This is a genomic window from Leptospira ilyithenensis (genome assembly GCF_004771005.1).
Lineage (GTDB): Bacteria > Spirochaetota > Leptospiria > Leptospirales > Leptospiraceae > Leptospira_A > Leptospira_A ilyithenensis.
The window spans coordinates 59839-77571 of the sequence record NZ_RQHV01000007.1; the positions used below are offsets into that span (position 1 = coordinate 59839).

General features: G+C 41.1%; 14 protein-coding genes. 9 read left to right on the forward strand and 5 right to left on the reverse strand.

Annotated elements, in window-relative coordinates; all coding sequences use genetic code 11:
• Window positions 1–8: 8 nt before the first annotated feature.
• Complete coding sequence (gene cobT, locus EHS11_RS02075) at window positions 9–1070, reverse strand: nicotinate-nucleotide--dimethylbenzimidazole phosphoribosyltransferase (RefSeq protein WP_135762766.1); 1062 nt, start codon at window positions 1068–1070, stop codon at window positions 9–11.
• A gap of 182 nt (window positions 1071–1252) precedes the next feature.
• On the opposite strand from cobT, the gene dnaE reads away from it, so the two are divergent.
• The 3 genes from dnaE (at window position 1253) to EHS11_RS02090 (ending at window position 7843) form a co-directional block, all read left to right on the forward strand.
• Window positions 1253–4753, forward strand: a complete 3501-nt coding sequence (gene dnaE / locus EHS11_RS02080; RefSeq protein ID WP_135762767.1) for a DNA polymerase III subunit alpha — start codon at window positions 1253–1255, stop codon at window positions 4751–4753.
• A gap of 2 nt (window positions 4754–4755) precedes the next feature.
• On the forward strand, window positions 4756–5877 hold the full coding sequence (locus tag EHS11_RS02085; RefSeq protein ID WP_135762768.1) for a helix-turn-helix domain-containing protein: 1122 nt from the start codon (window positions 4756–4758) through the stop codon (window positions 5875–5877).
• Window positions 5878–5947: 70 nt separating this feature from the next.
• The gene (locus EHS11_RS02090) at window positions 5948–7843 is read left to right on the forward strand and encodes an AMP-dependent synthetase/ligase (RefSeq protein ID WP_135762769.1); all 1896 of its coding nucleotides are present in this window, start codon (window positions 5948–5950) and stop codon (window positions 7841–7843) included.
• Between the two features lie 76 nt (window positions 7844–7919).
• Here EHS11_RS02090 and EHS11_RS02095 read toward each other — a convergent pair whose 3' ends face one another.
• Complete coding sequence (locus EHS11_RS02095; RefSeq protein ID WP_135762770.1) at window positions 7920–8864, reverse strand: M23 family metallopeptidase; 945 nt, start codon at window positions 8862–8864, stop codon at window positions 7920–7922.
• A gap of 45 nt (window positions 8865–8909) precedes the next feature.
• On the opposite strand from EHS11_RS02095, the gene EHS11_RS02100 reads away from it, so the two are divergent.
• From EHS11_RS02100 to EHS11_RS02115, 4 genes are read left to right on the forward strand one after another with little or no spacing between them, the layout of a single operon-like run.
• Window positions 8910–9827, forward strand: coding sequence for an RNA polymerase sigma factor (locus EHS11_RS02100; protein ID WP_135762771.1), 918 nt, complete (start codon window positions 8910–8912; stop codon window positions 9825–9827).
• A gap of 43 nt (window positions 9828–9870) precedes the next feature.
• A complete protein-coding gene (locus tag EHS11_RS02105) occupies window positions 9871–10608 on the forward strand; it encodes a hypothetical protein (RefSeq protein ID WP_135762772.1) in 738 nt (245 codons plus the stop codon).
• A 12-nt stretch (window positions 10609–10620) separates the two neighbouring features.
• Window positions 10621–12441 carry a CHAT domain-containing protein gene (locus EHS11_RS02110; protein WP_135762773.1) on the forward strand — a complete coding sequence of 607 codons (1821 nt, stop codon included), beginning with the start codon at window positions 10621–10623 and terminating at the stop codon, window positions 12439–12441.
• A complete protein-coding gene (locus EHS11_RS02115; RefSeq protein WP_135762774.1) occupies window positions 12438–13154 on the forward strand; it encodes a hypothetical protein in 717 nt (238 codons plus the stop codon). The genes EHS11_RS02110 and EHS11_RS02115 overlap by 4 nt, the downstream gene beginning before the upstream one ends.
• Before the next feature lie 27 nt (window positions 13155–13181).
• Here EHS11_RS02115 and EHS11_RS02120 read toward each other — a convergent pair whose 3' ends face one another.
• Entirely contained in the window at window positions 13182–13448 is a 267-nt protein-coding gene (locus EHS11_RS02120; protein WP_135762775.1) for a sigma-54 down-regulated protein, read from the reverse strand.
• A gap of 112 nt (window positions 13449–13560) precedes the next feature.
• Between EHS11_RS02120 and mtnA the strand changes: the two genes are divergently transcribed.
• The gene (gene mtnA, locus EHS11_RS02125; RefSeq protein WP_135762776.1) at window positions 13561–14631 is read left to right on the forward strand and encodes an S-methyl-5-thioribose-1-phosphate isomerase; all 1071 of its coding nucleotides are present in this window, start codon (window positions 13561–13563) and stop codon (window positions 14629–14631) included.
• A 6-nt stretch (window positions 14632–14637) separates the two neighbouring features.
• Window positions 14638–15147: a peptide-methionine (S)-S-oxide reductase MsrA gene (gene msrA, locus EHS11_RS02130; protein WP_135762777.1), complete on the forward strand. Its 510-nt coding sequence runs from the start codon at window positions 14638–14640 to the stop codon at window positions 15145–15147.
• 8 nt (window positions 15148–15155) lie between these two features.
• Here the strand turns inward: msrA and EHS11_RS02135 are convergent, their stop codons facing one another.
• Both EHS11_RS02135 and EHS11_RS02140 read right to left on the reverse strand, forming a co-directional pair.
• Window positions 15156–16595 carry a DUF342 domain-containing protein gene (locus EHS11_RS02135; RefSeq protein ID WP_246047520.1) on the reverse strand — a complete coding sequence of 480 codons (1440 nt, stop codon included), beginning with the start codon at window positions 16593–16595 and terminating at the stop codon, window positions 15156–15158.
• Window positions 16596–16689: 94 nt separating this feature from the next.
• Window positions 16690–17724, reverse strand: coding sequence for an alpha/beta hydrolase family protein (locus EHS11_RS02140; RefSeq protein ID WP_135762779.1), 1035 nt, complete (start codon window positions 17722–17724; stop codon window positions 16690–16692).
• Between the last annotated feature and the right edge of the window lie 9 nt (window positions 17725–17733).

Genomic DNA, 17733 nt, shown 5'->3' on the forward strand with positions numbered 1-17733 from the left:
AATGGAATTCATACTTCTTTTTCGCTGACCTTTGCTTCTCCGAAGGAAGCCATTTCATTCAGAAATTTTACGCTGAGTTGTAGGATGGAATATGCTGCAAGCGCACCCGTTCCTTCTCCCAATCGCATGCCAAGTCGCAAAATAGGTGTTACTTGGTAATGAGACAAAATCTTTTTATGTCCGATTTCTTCCGATTCATGGGAAAAAATACAAAAATCCTTCAGGTTCGGTTCAATCAAGTTTGCGATTGCAAATGCGGCGGTGGCAATGAATCCGTCTACCAAGATCACCTTCTTCGATTTTCCTGCTGCAAGAAATGCTCCTGCCATCATAACAATTTCAAACCCTCCGTACTGAGATAAAATTTCCAAAGGATCTGCCGGTATTCCTCCTCTCTTAAGAGAAGACTTCAAAATTTCAAATTTTCTTTCCCTTCCTTCCCGATCCAGTCCGGTCCCTTTTCCTACCAACTCATCCAAAGGAATGCGGGAGATGCAATGATGAATGAGAGATGCGGAAGAAGTATTTCCAATCCCCATTTCTCCGAATACAATCACATTCTGCGAATCTGTCGTTTGAGTTCGGATGATCTCGGAGCCGGTTTCCAAACAGAGAAGGGCTTGTTCGATCGTCATCGCATTCGTTTTGTTAAAGTTAGCTGTTCCATTTGCGATTTTTTTGATGATTAGATTCGGGTTTTGCGTTTCCCATTCATGATCCACTCCTGCATCCACCACTTTCATGGAAAATCCGTGGAAATTGGAAAATACATTGGAACAGGCTCCTCCCGTAAGAAAGTTTTGTACCATCTGCCAAGTTACTTCTTTGGGATACGCACTTACTTTCTCCTCTGTAATTCCGTGGTCTGCGGCAAACAGGAAAAGAACTGGATTTTTCAATTCGGGAGAAGTTGTGTTTTGTATCAAAGCGATTTGGAGAGCGATTTTTTCCAACTCTCCCAGAGCACCTAACGGCTTGGTTTTCTGATCGATTTTTGTTTGGATCTGACTGGAAAGATCCTTTTCCAAGGGAGGAAAGGAGTATTTCTGTAGTGTCGAAGAGGAATTCATATTTCTTTCTCAGGGTTTTCCATTAGGGGTGAAAATCGAGAGATATTTCTGGTGCGGCGGAAATTCTTCCTCTGTCCTAGAATCTAGCGATTTTTCCTACTCAATCATCGTTTTTGTCTGTTACTTTTTCCAGAAAAAGTCGTTCCTTACAGCCGCGCCAATGTCACTATGTCACTTGAGCTATGGAAGATTTTGCCCACCTACACCTTCACACTACCTATTCTATGCTGGATGGAGCCATACGCATCCCCGAGCTGATGAAAAAAGTGAAGGAACTGGGAATGAGCTCCGTTGCCATTACGGATCACGGCAATATGTACGGTGCCATCGAGTTTTACAAGGAAGCTGTCAAACACGATGTCAAGCCTATCATCGGTTGTGAATTTTATGTTTCCCCGTCCCGATCCATTGAAACGGAAATGGATGAGATAGCCGACGGTGGAGCTTATCATATCATCCTGCTTGTTAAAAATTCAGTAGGATATCAAAATATTATTAAATTGGCAAGTCGTTCCTTTACGGAAGGATTCTACCGCAAACCCAGAATCGATTATGATTTATTGGAACGGCATAGTGAAGGTTTGGTTTGTTTGACGGCTTGTCTTGCAGGTGAGGTCAACCGCAAGATTTTAGAAGGCAAAGAAGACAAAGCATATGCGTTAGCCGGCAAACTTCATGAAATTTTCAGAAAAGAAGATTTCTACATGGAGATTCAAGACCATGGAATTCCGGAACAAAAGATCGTTGCCGAAACTGTAATCGGTTTTGCCAAACGCACTGGCATTCCTCTCGTTCTTACCAATGACTCCCATTTTTTAACAAGAGATGACAGAGAGGCGCAAGACATCTTATTACGCATCGGAATGCGCAAGAATATAGATGACGAGATGCGTTTCGGTTTCAACGAAAACTTTTACGTAAAAAGTCCGAGAGAGATGTTGTCTCTTTTTCCGGATCATACGCAAGCGTTTTACAATACTTTGGCGATCCGTGACAAATGTTCGCTCGGCTTTCAATTCGGAAATCCTCTGCTTCCTCCTTTCGAAGTTCCTCCCGGATATGACACGGATAGTTATTTGGAAAAACTGGTTTGGGACGGAATCGAGAGAAAATACAAAGAGATCACTCCTATTGTCAAAGAAAGAGCCGACTTCGAATTGCAAACTATCCGTAACATGCATTTTGCGGGATATTTTTTAATCGTTCAGGATTATATCAATTTTGCAAGGCAGACCGGAATTCCGGTAGGTCCGGGCCGGGGATCAGCTGCAGGTTCCATCATCGCTTACGCACTTGGGATCACAAATGTGGATCCTATTCGTTACAATTTACTATTCGAGAGATTTTTAAATCCGGATAGAAAGGATATGCCCGATATCGATACGGATTTCTGCGTAGAGAGAAGAGAAGAAGTTATCAATTATATCAAACAAAAATACGGGGAAGACCGTGTAGGCCAGATCATTACTTTCGGTTCTCTTGCAGCGAAAGCCGCGATCAAAGACGTCGCCCGGGTATTCAATGTTCCTTTCTCGGAAGTAAATGAGATGAGTAAACTTTTCCCCAAAAAACTGGGGATTACCATCCAGGAAGCGGTCGATACTTCGAAAGATTTAAAAGATCTGGCTGAGAAAACAGATCTTAACAAAAAAGTATTTTCCATCGCCCAGAGACTTGAGGGTAACTATCGTCAGGTGGGAAGACATGCGGCGGGTGTTGTGATTTCGCCTGTACCTCTGGAAGAAATTGTTCCTCTTTCTACGGTCAGCGAAGCGGGCAAAGACGGCAGATCGATCGTTACCCAATACGACAAAAACATGTCGGAACAGGTGGGTCTTATCAAGATGGACATTTTAGGTTTAAAAAACCTAACAACCATTTACCACGCCACCCAAATCATAGAAAGAAGACATGGAATCAAAGTCGATTTGGACAATATACCTTTGGATGATCCGGCTACGTTCAGTCTTTTGCGGAAAGCGAATGTCTTGGGTATTTTCCAGTTGGACTCTTCCACCGGTATTCGCGACCTATTTGCAAAAGCGCAAGTTCAAAAATTTGAAGAGATTGCCGCCTTATTAGCATTATATCGACCTGGTCCGATGGGATCGGGGATGTTGGATGATTATTTGGATCGTAAAAACGGCAAAATGAAGGTCGTATTCCCTCATGAAAGCCTTGCCGATGTGTTATCCGAAACTTACGGAGTCATCGTATACCAAGAGCAGGTGATGGGGATTTCCAGAATCATGGGTGGATTTTCCGTCGGAGATTCGGATGTTCTTCGTAAGGCGATGGCAAAGAAGGACAAGTCCAAGCTCCCTGCGTTAAAGGAAAAATTTGTAGCGGGTGCCGCAGAGAAAAAAATCAATTCCAAACTAGCCGTAGAACTTTTCGAAACCTTGGAAAAATTCGGTGAATACGGATTCAATAAATCCCACTCGGTTGCTTATGCATTTGTTACTTATCAAACTGCTTATTTAAAAGCAAATTACGCAATCGAATATATGACTGCGTTACTTTCCGGAGACCATTCCAAAACGACTGACGTTGTAAAATATATTAATAATGCTAAAGAGATGGGAATTCGCATCCTCGGCCCGGATGTAAGAGAATCGGAAGTATCTTTCAAAATTACGGATGATAAAACGGTTCGTTTCGGGCTTTCTTCCATCAAAGGAGTGGGAGAGCTTGCTGCCGAGAATATTCTAACCAATAGACAAAAGTTAGGTGGATATGTTGCATTGGATGACTTTGCAAAGGATTTGGATACGAGACTTGCCAATAAAAAAGTTTTGGAAGCGCTCGCGCAAGGAGGAGGTTTCGATTCTTTCGGGTATTCCCGAAAATGTATTTTCGAATCTACGGATTCCATTCTTTCCTTTGCACAAAAAAAACAGGCCGAGGAAAAAGAGGGCCAGTTTTCATTATTCGGAGCAAGCACTCCTAATTCGGGCTTTGACTTAACCCTCCCGAAAAATGCCACCGAATGGGAGTTTGACGAAATTCTCAAAAGAGAAAAAGAAATCACTGGCCTTTATCTTTCCGGGCATCCTCTTGACAAGTTTACGGAACAATTAAAAAGCCTAAAACCGATCACCATTGAAAGATTGGAGGACGTTCGTCCTAAGTCTAAAGTGGAAATTGCTGGCGTACTGTCCAAAAAACAAATCAAACTCACTAAGAAGAAAGAAGAGTTCATCAATTTTGTGATCGAAGATCAAACCGGCGAGATCGAATGTGTCGCTTTTCCCAGAACATACGCCGACTTTAAACCTCTCTTTATCGATGACAAAACCCTTTTTATCAAAGGTATTTTGGAACGGGTGGATATGGAAGAGTCGGAACTCAAAGGCCAGATCATTGTCAATCGGGTAGAAGAACTCAATTTGATCACTATCGAAAAAAAGATGGAAAAAACGCTCCATCTAACGATTGATATGGGAGAAGAAAAAAACAGAGAAATCATACTTCGGTTGCAGTCTATTTTTACCGAACATAGGGGAGACTCCTCCGTGTTCTTTCACCTGGTGGGTCTCGCTGGAAATGAAAAAAAAGTAATTCGGGCGCACGATCATTTCTCCATTGAAATTACGGACGATTTGATGAATGTCTTATCGGAAATACTAGGCAAAGGCACAGTTCGTTATACCATCGGGGAAGAAGTGAGAGCTTTTGGTTGAATATGGATCTGAAAGAAGCGATCGGCTTTTTATGGTTAGGTGCTGGAGGGATTTTTTGCATTGTTTGGTCGATCGCATTCTTAGTTAAATTGGAAGAGAGTCCTTCTCTTCGGTTTCGGTGGGCGTTTGTTCTTTTCTCAACGGGTTTATGGCTCGTCTCCGGAGCTTTTTTCTTTTCCGAATTATACGTTTTGTTTCCCGGGATTACTTTATTTCATATTCCTTTTGTTTTAGCAACGGCACCTGTTCTTTACGAATATTTTGTTCTGCTCGTGGTAGACAAAAAACCGAAACTAACTTTATTCTTATATCTTCCTGCGGTATTTTCCGTTTTTCTATTGGTTCCTTTTTATCTAAAATCTACTGAAGAACAGATTTTATTTTTTTCTTCTACTCCTTCCTCCGGTTATCAGGTTTTGGTTTTATCTCTCAATCTTGCAATCAAATTGGGCATACTATTGTCAGCAGGTTTGTTTCTTTATAAGTATATACTACCATTTATTAGTTGGGGAATGTTTTTGAAAAAAGGAGGAAGGCTCACTCTTATCTTTTTTCTACTGGTCTGTTTGGATCTTTTGTTAGGAACATCCGGGTTTTTATTTAAGATTTCTTTCTTGCGGGAACTAAGTGCACTTTTGCTTCCTTTTTTGATGTTCTTTTATTTTATCGCCCGCGAAGTTTGGAAACCCTTTATCTTCCAAGTCAAAGAAGAAATCAAACGATCCAAATACGAAAAATCAAAATTAGTCAATTTGAATATTGAATCTATCAAAGATGAAATACAAAGATTGATGTCGGAAGAACGGATCTATTGCGATGAAGATTTAAATCTGACACGATTTTCCGAGCTGGTAGGTATCCGTCCTCAGCAGATGTCCGAACTACTCAATATTCATTTTGAGAAAAGTTTTTTTCATTTTATCAATGACTATCGCATCGCCGAGGCTAAGAAGATTTTACTCGAAGATCCCAAACGATCCGTTCTCTCCATCGCAGATTCGGTCGGATTCAATTCCAAATCCACGTTCAATCGCGCTTTTTTGGAAAAAGAGGGAAAAACTCCCACCGAATTCAAAGAAAAGAGTGCGAAAGAATTCTCTAAGACAAAAAGAAAGGTATCATAGAATTCTCTAGGACGATTTCCAAATCGTGATCTGTTATGATAGGAACCCACTCAGATAGGAGACAGGTTCCATGCAAAATCTTTTAGAGTTTTATTTAGGTCTCAAAAAAAAATACCCGAATAAGCCGGCCTTTGCTACAAAACAAGCCGACAAAACATTTCTTTCCAAATCATATTCCGAACTGATAGATGACGCCTATAGTTTCAGCGAGGGTTTGGATAATATAGAGCCCGGAGACAGGATCGCTTTATTTGCTGACAACTGTTATGCTTGGATGGTCACGAGCATTGGAATTTGTTTCTCGGGCGCTGCCGATGTACCCAGAGCTTCTGATGTTACGGAACAAGACATAGAATACATTCTCAATCATTCCGAATCTAAAATTCTGGTTGTGGAAAATGCAAACGTATTGAAAAAAATTCTCCAAGTTGAATCCAAACTTACTTCTCTCAAAGAGATCATTGTATTGGATGAGTCCGGTTTGGAGTCAGGTTCGGTCAAATCAAGTAAATTCAAATTACAAAACTTTATCGATGTGATTGAGAAAGGAAAAATCGCAAAATCAAAATCCCCTAAAGCATTGGAAGAGAGGTTGAGTCGGATCAAGGGAAACGATCTTTTCACTTTGATTTATACTTCAGGAACAACGGGCGCTCCCAAAGGTGTAATGCTTAGCCACTCAAATATACTTTCTCAAGTGGATTATATGCCTATCAATTTGGAAGAGGATGATCGGGCACTTTCCATTTTGCCCGTTTGGCATATCTTTGAAAGGATATTTGAAATCTTCAGTATGGCCAACGGAGCTTGCACTTATTATACGAGTGTTCGTTCCTTGAAAGAAGACTTGGCAATTGTGAAACCTACATTTATGGCATCCGCACCCAGGTTGTGGGAAAGTATTTACGGAGGTATCCAGGGAAATATTTTAAAAGCTTCTACCACTAAAAAATTATTTTTCTCCATAGCTACGAACCTTGCTAGAACTCATTTTCGGACTCTACAGGTTTTGAAAGGAAGAGATCTGCGACTCGTATCAAAACCGTTTTTTCGGAAGGTATTTGATTTTATCTCCAGTCTTTTTTTGTTTTTGGTTTCTTTGGTTCCTTATCTTATATTCGATTCCATTGTATTATCTAAGATTCGTAAGGCGACTGGCGGCAATCTAAGAGGCTCGGTTTCGGGCGGAGGGGCTTTGCCGTTTCATGTGGATGAGTTTTTCAATACGATAGGAATCCCTGTTCTGGAAGGTTACGGAATGACGGAAACTTCTCCTGTGATTGCAGTGAGAACACAGGACAATCTGGTCGCAGGAACAGTTGGTCCTCTCTACGGAGGTACTGAGATCCGGTTAGTAGATTGGAAGACGGGTGAAGTGTTTTTGGACACTACCTTGGGCCTTATCGAATATGGTAGAAAGGGAGAGATCCATGTAAACGGTCCTCAAGTGATGCAGGGTTATTTCAAAAACCCGGAGGCTACTTCCAAAGTTTTAAAAGACGGTTGGATGAATACGGGGGATTTAGGAATTTTTACGGCAAACGACTGTTTGAAAATCGTAGGCAGAACCAAGGAAACCATCGTACTTTTGGGCGGAGAAAATGTGGAGCCTGTTCCTATCGAAGCAAAACTTCTGGAATCCGAATTTATCGACCAATGTATGGTAGTCGGACAAGATCGTAAATTTTTATCAGCACTGATTGTTCCCAACATACAGGCATTATCTGAGTATGGAACGGATCTATCTCAAATTGCCAAAACGACAAAGGTAAAGGAAAAGATAGAAAACGAAGTTAAAACCAAGATCAATGCGGGGGAAGGATTCAAATCTTTTGAAAGAGTAGTGGAGATTGCAGTTCTATCCAAACCATTTGAAGTAGGGGACGAACTTACCGCCAAACTTTCCTTAAAGAGACATGTGATTACCGAAAAGTATGCAGAAAACATAGAAGAGATGTACAAATAATACTTTATTTTCTTTAGATCCGGTTCCTTCCCGCGGGGAAGTTCTCCCCGCAAAATTTTTGGTCTGCGGTCTTTGCTCAGTTTCCGGAAGCGATCCTGGTTACATTCACGCTAAAAGTTCTTTCCGATTTTTGGTTGGAAAAGTCGGAAGCGATGACCTTGATGATGTTTTCCCCCGTTTTTAAATTCAAGACTCCTACCAGGTAACGATCTTTGAAGTAAAGGTCATCAAAGCTAAGCCCATTTGCAGTTTTCCATTTTCCTTTATCGAAATGAATGGAGTCGAAAGATGTTTTGCCCATCGGTTCTCCGTTGAAGATATATTCGATATTTCGAATTCCCCTGCGTTGGCTGTTTTTCACTCCCCCGTCAAACACGCTGACCGTCAGTGGAAATGCTTTGGAAACATTGATATTGTCTCCATCATTGATATTTGTATAGGTTTCTCCTACGTGGATAAAGAGATTTGCAATTTGAGGCAACATTGTATCTTCTTGCGGAGGAAGGTATGCCAAAGGGTCGAGTAAGGTTTTTCCGAAATCCTTGCCCAAAACAAAATGCAAATGCCCCCCCGTGGAATGACCCGTATTTCCGGAAGAGCCGATCACTTCCCCGGCTCCTATTTCTATTTTGTTTCGGATATTTTCGTGACGAGAGCCTGCTAGGTGATAATAGCCGCTGATATAACCGTCTTTGTGCGCCACCCAAAGAATATTTCCCGAACCTCTCTCTTCTTCGAATGGATTGTCTTCTCCGTAACGGGAGTAGAGAACATAGCCGTTTTCCAGACTATGCACAGGTTGAAAGACGGAGGAGATATCCAATCCGTTATGAAAATGGTCTTTTCGGGATTCCCCAAAGCTACTTGTGATCAGGGAAGGAAGATCCAAACCCTGGATCGGCCACTGAAATTCGGGTTTCCCAACCGTTTGCGAATGAAGTGTTATAAAAAGTAAAGAAAACGGTATTAAAAATAAAAGAAAACTTGCCAGAAGGGCAATCTTTCGAAGACTTCTTTTCATATTTATGAAACTATTCCGATCGGGTTCAAATCAGGAAAGAAGATAATGCCAGCTGTTGCATATTCGAATGAAGAAATCCTAGACATTGTAAAAAAAAGCGGAACAGGGGAAGAGGCCGCACTTCGGAAATTTTTTGACATTTTTTCCCAAGATATATATAACTTCCCGATCCGGGTTTTTCATCTTTCGGAAGATGATGCCTCCGATTATTATATATATGCGTTCGAGAGGCTCAAAACCGGAAAGAGATTCCAAAGTTTCGTCGGCAAATCCAGTTTCAAAACTTGGTTTTTTTCCGTATTAAGAAACCTTCTCATTGATTGGCAAAGAACCAAACGGGAATTAAAGATCCATTCCTTGGGAAAGGTCAATAAAGACGGGAAAGAGTATAACACGATCGAAGACGAACCTGATACCCGCGCAGAGCAGCAAACGCAAGCGATCGACATTTCCGAAAAATTTCAAGTCGCACTTCAGGAAGTGAAAATAGAAAGTAGGGTTGTATTCAAACTCTCTTTTATTTATTACCTTCACCTAACAGAAGAAGAGGTGAATTACATCTCGGAAAAGGCAAATATCAGTACTGTAGATTTGCAAATAGAGATCATGGCCTTACGGGAGAATCTTTCTGACAAAGAAGAGGACAACCTTCGCAATGAAGACAAAATCACTTCATTATATTTAAATATACTTGATTTAAAGGAACAAAAGAAGACAAAAGCAACTGGTGATTCGATTGAAGCGGCTCATTTGCGGGATCGGATAGATCACTCACTAAAAAAGAAATACGAGCAAAGACGAAAATTGATCGAAAAAAAGCAAAAAGGGCATTTCCTAGTACGTACTCCTTATCGCGAAATATCCCGCATTTTAGGGATATCCGAGGGTGGAGTCAGTGTGACTTTACTTCGAGTGGTGGAAAAATTTCAGAAAAATTTTCGAGATTTCAGTGAAGAAAATTGAAAAAATTCGTCTCCTTATTAGGATTCTTAGTTGAGGTGGGACAATGGAAGTTTCGGATTCAGATAAAGCGCACGACGATTCGCAATTAATCAAGCAATTGTTTGTGGAAGGCAAAGACATCTCCTCAGATCTGCTTTTGTCCTCAGAAGAAAATTTTGCAGAATATGTATCATTAGAAGAGACTTTAGTAGGATTATTCGGCGACTTATCCCTGCATTTCAAAGAGGATAGCTTTGCTAGCTTTCGGGAAAAATTGGATTTGGCAAAAGCCGAATTCTCTCTCGGATCTGGTGCAGGAAACGAGTTGCCGGAGTTCTTAAAACACTATACTGATGAAAATCTGGTGCAACCGCAGAGGAAGGATAGTTTGATTCTTCGTCTTTCCAGCAAAGGCATCCAAATCATAGACAGTCTGCTTGAAACGATACAGATTCGAGAGTCACTTGTTATGACTCCCAGCTTACGTGCGTCAGCGGAAGCAACTTCTCCGGACACGAATTCCGTCGTTTTCGAAGAAACCACCACTCAAAATCAAAGGTTTTATTATCAGATCGTCAAAGAAACCCCGGAAGAAATCTATTTGAGCGTAAAAGCCGAAACAAACGGAGAAGGTCCGTTCCATCAGGTGAATCTGAAAAAAGACGGTAGATTCATTCTCTCGAGCAAAATCTCCCAAGAAGGAACTGCTAGTTTTTCCGGACTCAAACCTGGAAATTACAGTATTGAGTTTCTCGCCATTGGACGCTCAAAATCATTTGACTTGTCCGTTCTAGTTGGCTAGTCTTTCGGAGAGATGCTTTCTCTCATCATCGACCGAGTCGGAAATGTAAATATATTCAATGTTCTGGAAGGAAATATTCCGGGCGAAGAATCTCATATTCAATCCACCATCGACGATGATCTTATTTTAGAATATATCAGCGAAGTCGACAGCCTAGTACGTGTTTCTCAGGCAGTACTTAACAACCAAAACCAAGTAGTCAATGCGGATGTTCTTCATGACCTTCGGATTTTGGGAGAAACCTTCTACCAACAGTTTTTTCCGGAAAGCATCGTTCAAAAACTCAAAAGCACATCCCAAAAAAGCATTCATTTCAATATAGATCCGGCTTTGGCGCTCATTCCTTGGGAACTTTTGCATGATGGGAATTCCTTTCTGTCGGATCGTTTTCGGATCGGCAAGACGATCCGAGGGGGACTTCATCTTTCTCCCCAAAGATCCAACGAAAAAATCAAAATGTTGATCATTGCCGATCCCACGGAGGATTTGCCGGGAGCTCAAAAAGAGGGGGAAGTTTTATTTTCTATCCTGAGCCAAAAAGTCCCCGCCCACCTTCTGGAATTGGAATTTATCGGGGGAAGACAGGTCACCAAACTCAAGTTACTTTCTCTCATCAAAGACAAACATGTGATTCATTATTCGGGGCACTTGCATTTTTCAGATGATTCTTTGGAAAACGGATGGTTGCTTTCCGACGGTAAAATACTGAAAGCACGTGAAATCAAATCCACAGGGATCAATACTGATATAGTATTTTCAAACTCTTGTATGTCGGCAAAGATGGCGGGCAAAAAACTCAATACAGATATTTTGAATCAATACGCGGGGGCATTTTTAACTGCAGGAATCAAAACCTTTATCGGAACCAATTGGGAAATTTTGGACAACGAAAGAACGATTGATTTTACGATTCGGTTTTATACTTTTTTATTCACTGAAAAATCCGTGGGAGAGTCTTTGTTTTTGGCAAAAGAATTTGCCAGAAGGAATTACCATTCCAACGATTTGACGTGGGCCAATTATGCGTTATACGGCAATCCCGACTTTTTATTGATCACGCAGCCAAGAACCAGCTTGCCTGCTCAGAAAATTTTGAATCCTACACTTGTATTCGAATTTTATCCTTCTCCGATAGCACTTGCTTATTCCAAATTTTTATCTCTTCAGAAAACCGCAACTCCTCAGATCGATCTTTTGAAATCTTTGGTATTTATCTTTGAAAGTTTTTCCAAAGTGCTAGGTATGATCGTATTCAGCGATCATAGATTTCATTCCATGGACAAGGCGATCCCAAATAACCCGGATGATGCGGTTAGCATTCGCAAATGGTGGGAATTGGTTTATAGTTGTATTTGGGATTTTCAGAAATTGAAAATTTCCACGTTTATGGAATCCGTTTCGGATACTTTGAATGCGCAAAAAGACACCATATTCAAAATCATCGGTTGGATGGAGTCTTGGGAAGAAAAGCAGATTCCTAAAGACGATTTGGAATCTTATCTCATTATCTTTCAATTTTTCCAAGAGAATTTGATGTTGGAATTTTCGGAACTGGAAAAAATAAATATACTTTTGGTTTCAGAAAGCAACCAACATCATTATTTTTTCAAAGGAACCAAACCTACCTATGCACTCATCAATGCACCCGGTGTGAAAGACCGAACGATCGATCAACAGTTGATCAATTATCGGGGCAGCTTGGTCTTATTTCATGATAAGAAAAAAACCGCCATTCCCTATCTTACTTATTTCAAAGAAAAAAAAGAAACAGGTGATTTGGAATTGGTATTTAGCGGACTGGAGACTTTTAAAATGGAAACATTCCCCGGTTGAGTTTATGCCATCCTAACAAGGGCAACGTATCTTGCGGTGCCTGTTGTGGTCTTTTTAATTTGGAACTGGACACAGGAGGTTATAAAAAACTTCTCCAAGATAGAACCGAGGAATTTCATTCCAATGTGAATTTTTCCATTCGCCATAGTTTTCCCGCTTACAGACAATCCAGAGAAAAGTTGGAAAACGGGATTCCCAAAAAGGATGAAATGACTTATAATTGTCCGTTTCTCGGTTATGTGAATCGGGACGGGAAAAAGATAGGATGTATGATTCATCCTATCTTTACGGGAGATCCTAAAAGTCAGAATTTTTCCTTTTACGGTGCTTCCATCTGCCAGGCTTATGATTGCAAAAACAAAGAACATGAGTTGGCCCTTCTCTGGGAAGATTTGTTTGTAAAGATCGCAGAGGATTCGGTTCAATTTTCCCATTTGGCTTCCGATCATATTTTGATCTATGCAATAGAGAAGTGGATGGGTTTTAAAAATTGGAATATGGAAGAAGGGATTTTACGATTTCAAGAACTTATCCTGTCCTTACTTCATCTTCGTTTGAAGCAAATCGCAAATTTTAATCCTACATCTTTCGAAGTCAGATACAATAGTTTTTCGGAAGAATCTTCCGTTTATGTTTTTTTAAGAGAGAGCTTGGGAGAAGGGTTTTGTGATTTGGAGGAAGAGATGAAAAAGGCCCCGGAAAGAATCGCCTAACCGGGGATTATTGAACCCAAGGGATTCTTAAGCTTTAGAAGTTGCAGAAGCTACTTTTTGTTTCGCGTCAGCAACAGTAGTATTTACTTTTCCGATAAGGGAATCAATTTGTGAAATTCCGTCTTGGAGGTATTTTCTCAAATTTACAGATACTTCGCTTTGGTCTTGTGCACCTTTTGCGGCTAGGCTTTGGAATTCAGTGTTGATTTTGGTCCACGCTGATTCTGCTTCCGTTTTTGCAGTAGTTACTGCGCCTAAGATAAAGTTTAAACTGTCTTTTACTTGTTTTTCCATTTTCGGTTCCTCGTTTTAGTTGTGCAATGCACTATTCATTTTTGTGCGCTGCTCCATAGAATGTCAATGTTTTTTTTAATTTTTTTCCGTCGGGTTTAAAAAAAAATGACCTATGGTTTCTGACCGATTTTCGCCCATCTCCTGGAAAACAGGGGAATTGACCCTTCTCGACCAACGTTCCCTCCCTAGAAAAAAGACATTTCTGAAGATTACGACTTCAAATGAGACTATCTCAGCTATCCGTGAAATGGCGGTTAGGGGAGCGCCCGCCATTGCCATTACAGGAGTGTTCGGGCTTGCTCTCGGGGCGAAATCAAAATCAGGAGAAGTCTCACCGAACGATTTAAAAAATCTATTGGCAAGTGTAATGGAGTCCAGGCCCACGGCAGTCAACCTTTCCTATGCATTGAAAGAAGCGGAAGATAGAGTAAAACACTCGTTAAACTGGGAGGAAGTTTCCGTCATTTGGGAAAAGCTTGCTTTGGAACTTATGCAGAATGATCTTTCCGACAACCTGAGCCTGGGCAAAAACGGATTAAGTTTGTTTTCAGAATCCAAAGACGAAATTCATATCGTCACTCATTGCAATACAGGAGCGCTGGCTACGGCAGGACACGGAACCGCATTGGGAGTGATCCGGTCTCTCCGGGATGCGGGAAAAAAAGTAATCGTGTATGCGGATGAGACGAGACCTTTCTTGCAAGGTTCGAGGCTGACTGTATTTGAAATGATGGAAGAAGGAATTGAATGTTATATCATTACGGACGGAATGTCCGGATGGCTGTTTAACAATCGTAAAATCGATGCAGTTCTGGTGGGGTGCGACCGTGTTGCTGCAAACGGTGATACAGCAAATAAAATCGGAACTTATACATTGGCTATATCCGCAAAACAACATGGGGTTCCTTTTTACGTATGTGCAACGAAGGATAGTTTTGATTTGAAATTGGAAACAGGATCTCAAATCCCGATTGAGATGAGAAGGGAAGAAGAGGTAACTCGTTTTGATTTTTTGAAAGATGGAAACGGAGAGATTTTTGTACCCGAAGGAATGACCGCACCAGTGGGGGCTCGGGCGCTCAATCCGTCTTTCGATATCACTCCCAGCTCGTTTATTAAAAATTTTATTACAGAGTTCGGATGTTTTCCTCCGGGCGAAATCAAAACTCGTCTAAAGAAGTGAGGCATTATGGAAGAAGAAATTACATTGGGCGGAGGATGTTTTTGGTGTACCGAAGCGGTATATCTTAGAATTCCCGGAGTTCTTTCGGTAAAGTCCGGTTATGCGGGCGGCACCGTAAAATCTCCCACTTACAAACAGATTTGCACTGGTACCACAGGTCATGCAGAAGTCATCCAAGTAAAATTTGACTCGGACCAAATAGATCTCTCTCAGATTTTAGGTATCTTCTGGAAGGCTCATGATCCTACCACTCTCAATCGACAGGGGAATGATGTCGGAACTCAGTATCGGTCCGTTATTTTTTATAAGAATGAAGCTCAAAAAAAGATAGCTGAGGATTCCAAAAAGAATGCGGCAAAGTCATTTTCCAATCCGATCGTTACCGAGATTTCTCCTCTACCGGAATTTTATATGGCAGAGGATTACCATCAGGACTACTTCCGGTTGAACCCGGGGAATCCATACTGCAATTATGTAATTCCTCCGAAGCTGGACAAACTTGGTTTAAAGTTGTAGAAAGGGAGTTATTTTGCTTTGAAGGCTGTCATCATTGCTTTGTCCTGATTGGGGAAAAAGTTCATGATGAAAGCAGTTTGCGCTTTTGTCAGTTTTTCAATCTGCCGTCTGTACTTGATAGTTGCCCCGGGGTGCGCGGTATTTCGAACCACAACTTTCACATTCTCATTGTTATAACGAGTCATTTTGAGTTCTTCTACTTTTGATTTTAAAAGTTCAAGGGTTCTCGATTTTTTTTGGTAATTATCGAATACTTCCTTGAATTTAAGTTTGCGGGCATCGTCTATTTTTCCGCGGGATCTTTGTACAATGTCTTTGATCTTTTGAATTTCAGGTAAAACCGCTTCCAGTTCTTTTTCCAATTGGACGAGTCTGCTGGAACCTTCCGTAAATAACCGGTCGTTTTTGTAATGAAATCCCACTTCGATGGTTGTATCCATTTGCGCTGTGGAACCAAACGAGGATAATGTGACGCCTTTGAAAGCAAGGACTTCCGATCCGACCAGAGAAGATGTCTCTCCGGTTAGGATTATGTTTCCCAAACAAAAGATTTTAGAACCGAGGATAAAGTTTTCTACGATACAGTCTCCGTCGATTTCTATAATTGCATTTTCAATGAATTTGGTACGAAGATCTCCTTTGATACGGATGATTCCTTTTCCCTTTCCTTTGACTCCGCCCTTTACTTCCAAGTCTTCGCCGACCGTAACTTCGGAGGACTCGACGTTTCCATCCAAGTAAAGAGATCCGCTGCATACTACAACGGCACCTTCTTCGATGGTTCCTTTTACTTTAATGGTACCGTCAAAATTGATATTTCCCGTTCCAAGTCCTATGCTTGAATCAATATTTAACTCGGAAGATACGGTGAGTGAATTGTCTGTGGAGAAAACGGCACCGCTGACTGCGGCATAAAATTCTTTTACGGTATAACCCGGGTTCTCGGCATCTTCCACAGTCTTGGGAAGTACATTTCGTCCGAGAGTGATCTTGGGTCTGTCGATCGGATTGGGATAAACTGGCTTTCCTTCAACATCTGTCCCCTGTTCGCCGGCAACTCCTTCGAATAAGGTAGCTAGTTTGTCTCCCTCTTTGACATGTATGTATTTATTGATATTTCTGAAATCAGCGCTTCCGTCTTCTTTTACTACAACTCTTTGCGCTCTCGGGAAAAAAAACTTGATCCAACCGCTTTTACCTTGTTTGGCGGGAATCCCTCTTGCAATAATGAATTCGATTTGGGCTTTTTGTTGGCTGGCATCTTTAGTCGCACTGTCAATGGCCGTAACTGCTTTGTCAAGTTCATTCATTGTTATGCGATCCGGATGAATTCCGACTTTTTCAATAGATTCCAATATCACATATTTGTCCAATATCCCGCCGATCAACCATAATGGTTTTGCTACTAAAGTAGCTGTTAGACGGTCATCAGAAATTTGAACTCGCAAACCCCTTTCCGGATTGAATTCTGGGTTTTTGTTCTGGGCGCTATCCATTCTGGTTAAATTATCGGCAAATTGCTATAAAAAGCCAAGAATAATCTCAATTCTTTAACCATTTGAAAAAAGATCCGAAGGTTTGCAATAATGCCGGAATTCCTGCAATTTGGGTGTGAAGGGGCAATTGGTCGCCATGGACAAGCGCACTTGAAGTTCGGAATATGAATTTATGGTTTTTTTCTTGAAAATAGTCGGCTAATTTCTCCGATTCTTTAGGCGAAATGACCGGATCCGTTTCTCCATGCAAAAGGGAAACCGGTGCTTTGAGACCTTTTATATTATGATAGGGAGAAAAGGCTTTGAGGATGCTTGTGTCGTACGAAGCTAACATACGTTTGGCAACTTCTTCGCGGAAGGAAGTGGAAGTCGTTACTTTGTGATAAAAATCCTGAGAAACCTTTTTGGTTTTTTTCAAAAGCACAGGTGCTTTTGCAGTTTCTTTCGTTCGAAGTAGAGCATTGTCAACTGCAGCTTCGTAAAAAACAGGCAAAAGTTCGGATGCTAGTTTGGGTTCCAAACGATTGATTAAGTTGTAAAGTAAAACCAGAACTCCATAATTATCTACATCGTAATTTTCGAAAACAAAGGGGAAGGTATCTAAAAAGTCCGAATAAGCACCTACTGCCATAATGGAAGAAACCCGTTCGGCCAATTTGGGGCGTGAAAAAGCGATAAGGCCCATTCCACCCGAAAAACTCACGGAAAAATATCCGAATCTTTTTCCGTCATACCACAACTGATTGTCCGAAAGTTCGATTCCCAATTCTTCTATATGGTCGACTGTTTCTGCTTTAAGTAACAATCCTCTTACTTCTACTAGTTCGGGAAGGATGACGCTAAATCCGCAATAAGCAAGATTCTCCGCGAGGTCGATGATTCTTTGATCATCAATTCCAAGAATGCTCATCCCATGTTGAAGGTAAATGCCCGGAAGCTTGTTTCTGTTTTTGCCCGCGGGCCAATATACGCTCGCTCTTCTTTTGTTTTTCAGAGTGAGCGATTCGCTTTGAATCTTTTTATTTTTTATGAGTCCGCCGTAAAGGGAGATCAGTGGAAAGGAGAGGAGATATTGCCTCATGCTGGCTCA

Excerpts from the sequence above, each read along its gene's own strand:
- cobT (WP_135762766.1), bottom strand. The coding sequence starts at position 1,070 with ATGAATTCCTCTTCGACACTACAGAAATACTCCTTTCCTCCCTTGGAA.
- dnaE (WP_135762767.1), top strand. The coding sequence starts at position 1,253 with ATGGAAGATTTTGCCCACCTACACCTTCACACTACCTATTCTATGCTG.
- EHS11_RS02085 (WP_135762768.1), top strand. The coding sequence starts at position 4,756 with ATGGATCTGAAAGAAGCGATCGGCTTTTTATGGTTAGGTGCTGGAGGG.
- EHS11_RS02090 (WP_135762769.1), top strand. The coding sequence starts at position 5,948 with ATGCAAAATCTTTTAGAGTTTTATTTAGGTCTCAAAAAAAAATACCCG.
- EHS11_RS02095 (WP_135762770.1), bottom strand. The coding sequence starts at position 8,864 with ATGAAAAGAAGTCTTCGAAAGATTGCCCTTCTGGCAAGTTTTCTTTTA.
- EHS11_RS02100 (WP_135762771.1), top strand. The coding sequence starts at position 8,910 with ATGCCAGCTGTTGCATATTCGAATGAAGAAATCCTAGACATTGTAAAA.
- EHS11_RS02105 (WP_135762772.1), top strand. The coding sequence starts at position 9,871 with ATGGAAGTTTCGGATTCAGATAAAGCGCACGACGATTCGCAATTAATC.
- EHS11_RS02110 (WP_135762773.1), top strand. The coding sequence starts at position 10,621 with ATGCTTTCTCTCATCATCGACCGAGTCGGAAATGTAAATATATTCAAT.
- EHS11_RS02120 (WP_135762775.1), bottom strand. The coding sequence starts at position 13,448 with ATGGAAAAACAAGTAAAAGACAGTTTAAACTTTATCTTAGGCGCAGTA.
- mtnA (WP_135762776.1), top strand. The coding sequence starts at position 13,561 with ATGGTTTCTGACCGATTTTCGCCCATCTCCTGGAAAACAGGGGAATTG.
- msrA (WP_135762777.1), top strand. The coding sequence starts at position 14,638 with ATGGAAGAAGAAATTACATTGGGCGGAGGATGTTTTTGGTGTACCGAA.
- EHS11_RS02140 (WP_135762779.1), bottom strand. The coding sequence starts at position 17,724 with ATGAGGCAATATCTCCTCTCCTTTCCACTGATCTCCCTTTACGGCGGA.